Here is a 4521-nt window from a genome sequence, read left to right on the forward strand (position 1 = left end):
TGCGCGCCTCGATGTCAATGGGCGTCGAAGCGTCAATGGCGGCGGCTCGATATTGTATCGTGTTCTTGTCCATTTATTTAGCGCGGCGGTTCGGTTAATCGTCATCGTCCGGCGTCATGTCGCTCTCGAAGGCCAATCCCTTGGCGTCGGCAAGCTGGCCGTCGGCTGCGATTTCGGAAAACACATCTTCCACGTCGCCGCCGGCCTCGGCGATGATGGCGCGGCGGGATTTGAATCCGTTTTTGACGGCGAGAATATTGGCGTTGGTGTCCTTGAGCGGATCCACCCAGAGCCAGCGCCTGGGCTTCCATTCCACGCTGCCGAATTTGTCCAGCTTGGTGGCGGGTAAATCAATGGCGCCGGAAAGCAAAGCATATTCCAACCACTCGCGGAAAATCGGATCAATGACGTGATCAATGAACCAGACTTGAGTTGCCTTCCATTGCTCGCGTTCTTCGAGAAGTCCGGCGCGGATGCTTGAATAATTCACGTTCTCTAGATCGTTCGCCAGCGAGTTGTAAGACACATTGAGGCCGGAGGCGATGCCCCGCAACGCGCTTTTGACAAAGTCGCCATAAGCGGTGGTGGGGTGCGATGGATCAAAGCTTTTGAAATCCACGCCCACGGGCAACTCCTCGAACTGTCCGGCCTCGGCGGTGGTGATCAGGTTTCCGGCCGCGTCCACTTCGCCTTGGTAGCCTTCGCCGGTTTCTGTCTTGGTGTAAAATCCCATTTTGCAAGCGGCTACACGGGCGGCGGTCACTTCCGCTTCCTCGTACCCACTCAACATATTGAGCCGATACATTACGCTGGACATCCACGGCACGCCGGTCACTTGGTGCGGGCGTTCGGCAACAAAGGGCTGAAGCATTTCGTCCGCTGGAACGCGCTCGCGCTTGATTGGGTTTCGGGCCAAGTCGTCGCCGGCGTGGGTGGCTAAAAGGTGGTAGGCAATGGGCTTTTCCCACGGGTCGATCTCAACACCCATGCGGATGATGTTGCCGTTTCTCAGCTTAGCGTTGTATTCGACATCGAGGTGATCAATCTCAACCACTTGCAACGCAAACCGAAAAGGGCTGCTCCAGTTGCGCACTTTTCGGATCATCACGGCACCATCACGGGCGACGCTTCGCAGGGCAATGCGCTGAACATCCAGCCAAGTGTGCCGGCCGTTCACGGTGCAGTTTTTGGCACTCCCCCATTCGGCCCAAGCTTCTTCGACTTTGGCGTTAGCCACGGCGTCAAATTTTCCGCTGATGTCTTTTGATTTGGCTTGAAGCTTCACGCCGGCGCTGCCCAGCACGTTGTTTTCCAATGAGGCTAAAAATCGGCGGATGTAATCGTTGTTCCGCTCAAGGTCACGCGCGCGCGCCCGCAGGGATTTGATTCCCTCGCGGATCTCTTTATTGGCGCTGCTGGTGGCGGTTCCCCAATCGGAAACGAGGCGGCCGGTCTTGGCTCCGGAATAGGCGCGAATGAATGCCGGCCCTTTGCGGTAGCCGAAGCGGCCCAAAAGATTGTCGATCAATTTCATTGGAATCGGGTGAGGATGGTGCGGCCGGTGCCTACGCCCTGGGCGATCCGATCTGCGGCGAGTTCCTGCTGGTACCAGCCAAAATACTTGGAGCGCATGGCGATGAGTTCTTCGTGCGGGATGCGTTTGATCGCAACGCCCTCGATGGTGCTTTCAAGGATCTCTTTCCCAGCGCGGTTTTCCAGCGTCGCCTCGATGGCGTCCAGCGTCTTTTTAACGTGGGTGCGGCCGTCGTAGCTGCTGCCGGCGGTTTCAAGGTCGGGCAGAATTTCGATGCGGCCGGTGTATACGGTGTAGCGGTCGGTGCCTTTTTCGACGAAGCCCAGCACATCATAAATGCCCGCCGCATAGCCGGTGGTGGTGGTGGGCGAAACGCTCACGGAATGATCGGCGCCGGAACTGCCGGCGGTGATGTCAAACGTGCCAGCGTTCCCTCGGAAGGCATATTTTAGTACCCACGAATCATTCGCGGGATAATCGTCCAGAGTCTTGTCCCATTTGAGGGTGTCGCCGGCACGCAGCTTGGCCGGTTCTTTTGTTGCAACGTCCGCCATTTATTTGGTGCGTGGGTTCGGGTTGTTTACTGCCAACCGGTGGCGAAGTTCGATGAGGGCCGCAGCTTGTACGTCTTGAGCGGGTTGCCTTCTTCCTTCACGGGCTCGTCGGGTTTCATTCCGTTAAGGATGCGATCCATGTTCGGTGAAAGGATTTCGAGCGCTGCGAGGTTGTAAACGCGCAGATCCAGCGCTTCATTCCGGTCGCGGATCTTCTTGTAGTAGCGAATGGGGAAGCCGTGGTGCATTCGGGTGCGAACTTCTTCGGCGGTGAGCTGTTTGAAATAACTTTCGGTGTAGCCTTGGCCATTCGGGAAGTGCATAAAGCGCGGCCCGTGGTCTTCGATTTTCAGTCGGGCAAAGATGGAATCTTTGGCGGTGTCGGTGCCAATGTTGAACATCAGCACGCGGCCGCCGGCCTTGCCGCTGCGCTTGGCGATAAGGGGCGCGCCGGATTGGTTGCTGCCTTTTACTGCGTAGATGCGGCGGCTTTGGCGCGGGCGGGTGAATTGGTAGACGTTGCGCGTGGAGAAACCGGAATCGACGCAGCAGCACGCGATGCCCAGGCGCGCGCCGGAGGGATGATCCCAGCGCTGCGAAAGGTAGTCATCCAGCGCCTTCCACACGTCAGGCTGCTCCGGATCGCCAAAGAGCACGCGATACTCAATGCCCCACGATTCCTCGGCGGTGCCCCAGCCCACCACTTCAAGCTCGAGCCGGTCGCCCTGAACGTCCACGCCGCACGTGAGCACCCCTATGGATTCAGGCACGGGGCTCACTGTGTAATCTTCGCCGCGCTCGGTCAGTGATTCCAGTTCAATGCGGTCGCCGGCTTCCTCCCACGTCTCGGCCAAAAATGTGTTTGTCCAAACCTTGAGCGATTCGCGGCCGGCGTGCTTGGCGTCCAGAAAGTTTTGCGCGAACTCGTGCAGGTAGCTTTCAAATTGGCGCTTTCGGCCCATGATTCGGTAAAGGCCAGAGAGGTGATAGCCGCGCACGCGCCGTTCGGGATGTTCGGCCACCCACTTGCCGGCCAGAATTGCCCGCACGCGGTCTTGATCGCTCCAATGCGATTGACAGTGCGTGCATTCGTAAAACGCGCCAGCGGGGTCATCCTTCGGCCATTTAACTTGCGACCAAGCCAACACCTGGGATTTTCCGCACTCGGCGCAATCCACGGCCCACCGTCGGTTGTCGCTTTCGTCCAGTTTGGCTTCGATCCGTGACGCGCCGCGAATGGTGGGCGTGCTGGCTTTAATCAAAACCGCGTTGTGAAAATTCATTGCGCGCGCATCGGCCAGCACGCTCGGATCACCTTCCGCGCCGGCGCTCACTTCGTAGGTGTCAATCTCGTCCTGAATTACCACGCGGCACGACAAGCTGCGCAAGCTGCTTGGCGAATTACTGCCTGCCACGATGATGCTGCCGCCAGGGAAGTCTTTGCTTAAAATCGTGTTGCCGGAATCGCGCTGGCGCGGGTCGCGCACCTTGTCTTTCAGGACAGGCGTTTCGGCAATCATCGGCCCAAGCTTTTTCTGTGAGAATTTGCGCGCCGTGTCTAGCGTCGGGTAGACGCACAAAATGCTGGCCGGTTCTGCTTGGATAAAATAGCCAAGCGCATTTAGCAGAATTTCCGTTTTGCCAAGTTGCGCGCCCCATTGCAAAACTACTTCGCCGGCCTCGCGGTCGGTTAGCATCTCCATCGGCTCGCGCTGATACGGCAAGCGGTCAACATGGAATTTGCCGGCCTCGGCGGATGTGCCGATCGCTAGATAGCGGTGCGCTTCGGCCCATGCGGCCACGTCAATTTTTGGCGGCGGCTTTAGCAGCGCCACCGCGCTTTTTGTTTCCCTTTTTAGGCATCGCCGGCCCGTCGATTTCGGCTTCGGTTTCTTCGTCGTCGTTTTCGGGTTCTCCGTGGTCATAGTTTTGGGGCTTGGAAAGTTCCTGCAAATAGTCATTCACCTCGCGTTCCAATTCTTCTTCGATTTTATGTTGTTCCTTCAAGTAGGCCAATCGCGGCCCAAGCTGCGCCGGCATCGCCATCAGCTTTTGGCGAATCGTCACCACGATGTTTTCCCAAGCGGTGACAACCGCCCGCGCGTCCAGCGCTTCGCCTTTCCGTTTTGCCAACTCCAATTCTGCAATCTGCCTTTCGGCGGTCAGCTTTTTCAGTTTCTCTTGCTCCAAACTGTTTCCGGCCTTGGCCGATTGGTCGCGCATATACCGGATGACGCCCTGCAGCGCCGGCGTTAATTGGTAAATGCCTTTGATCGGCGGCGGGAAGTAACCGGCTTTTGCAAGCTGCCGGTGGCGCTGGTCGGATAGATTGGTGATTTGACAAAGCTTCTCGGCGCTCAATGCGTCGGTGCTGTCGGCCTCGGCCTGTCGGCGCGCGGCGGCCTCAAGCGTGGCCATCTCCTTGTCGGTGAG

Annotated in this window: 4 protein-coding genes; all 4 read right to left on the reverse strand. The window is 58.0% G+C overall.

Going from position 1 to position 4521, the window contains the following annotated elements:
* Positions 1-94 precede the first annotated feature (94 nt).
* Positions 95-1534, reverse strand: a complete 1440-nt coding sequence (locus H8E27_01585; GenBank protein MBC8324304.1) for a phage portal protein — start codon at positions 1532-1534, stop codon at positions 95-97.
* Positions 1531-2088 carry a hypothetical protein gene (locus H8E27_01590; GenBank protein MBC8324305.1) on the reverse strand — a complete coding sequence of 186 codons (558 nt, stop codon included), beginning with the start codon at positions 2086-2088 and terminating at the stop codon, positions 1531-1533. The genes H8E27_01585 and H8E27_01590 overlap by 4 nt, the downstream gene beginning before the upstream one ends.
* A gap of 26 nt (positions 2089-2114) precedes the next feature.
* A complete protein-coding gene (locus H8E27_01595) occupies positions 2115-3923 on the reverse strand; it encodes a phage terminase large subunit family protein (GenBank protein ID MBC8324306.1) in 1809 nt (602 codons plus the stop codon).
* Positions 3892-4521: hypothetical protein (locus tag H8E27_01600; GenBank protein ID MBC8324307.1), on the reverse strand; the 630-nt coding region annotated here is incomplete at its 5' end. The genes H8E27_01595 and H8E27_01600, both read right to left, overlap by 32 nt.

The organism is Limisphaerales bacterium, assembly GCA_014382585.1.
Classification (GTDB): Bacteria; Verrucomicrobiota; Verrucomicrobiia; order Limisphaerales; family UBA1100; genus JACNJL01.

Bases quoted from the DNA above. Each gene is read 5' to 3' on its own strand.
- H8E27_01585 (MBC8324304.1), bottom strand. From the start codon at position 1,534: ATGAAATTGATCGACAATCTTTTGGGCCGCTTCGGCTACCGCAAAGGG.
- H8E27_01590 (MBC8324305.1), bottom strand. From the start codon at position 2,088: ATGGCGGACGTTGCAACAAAAGAACCGGCCAAGCTGCGTGCCGGCGAC.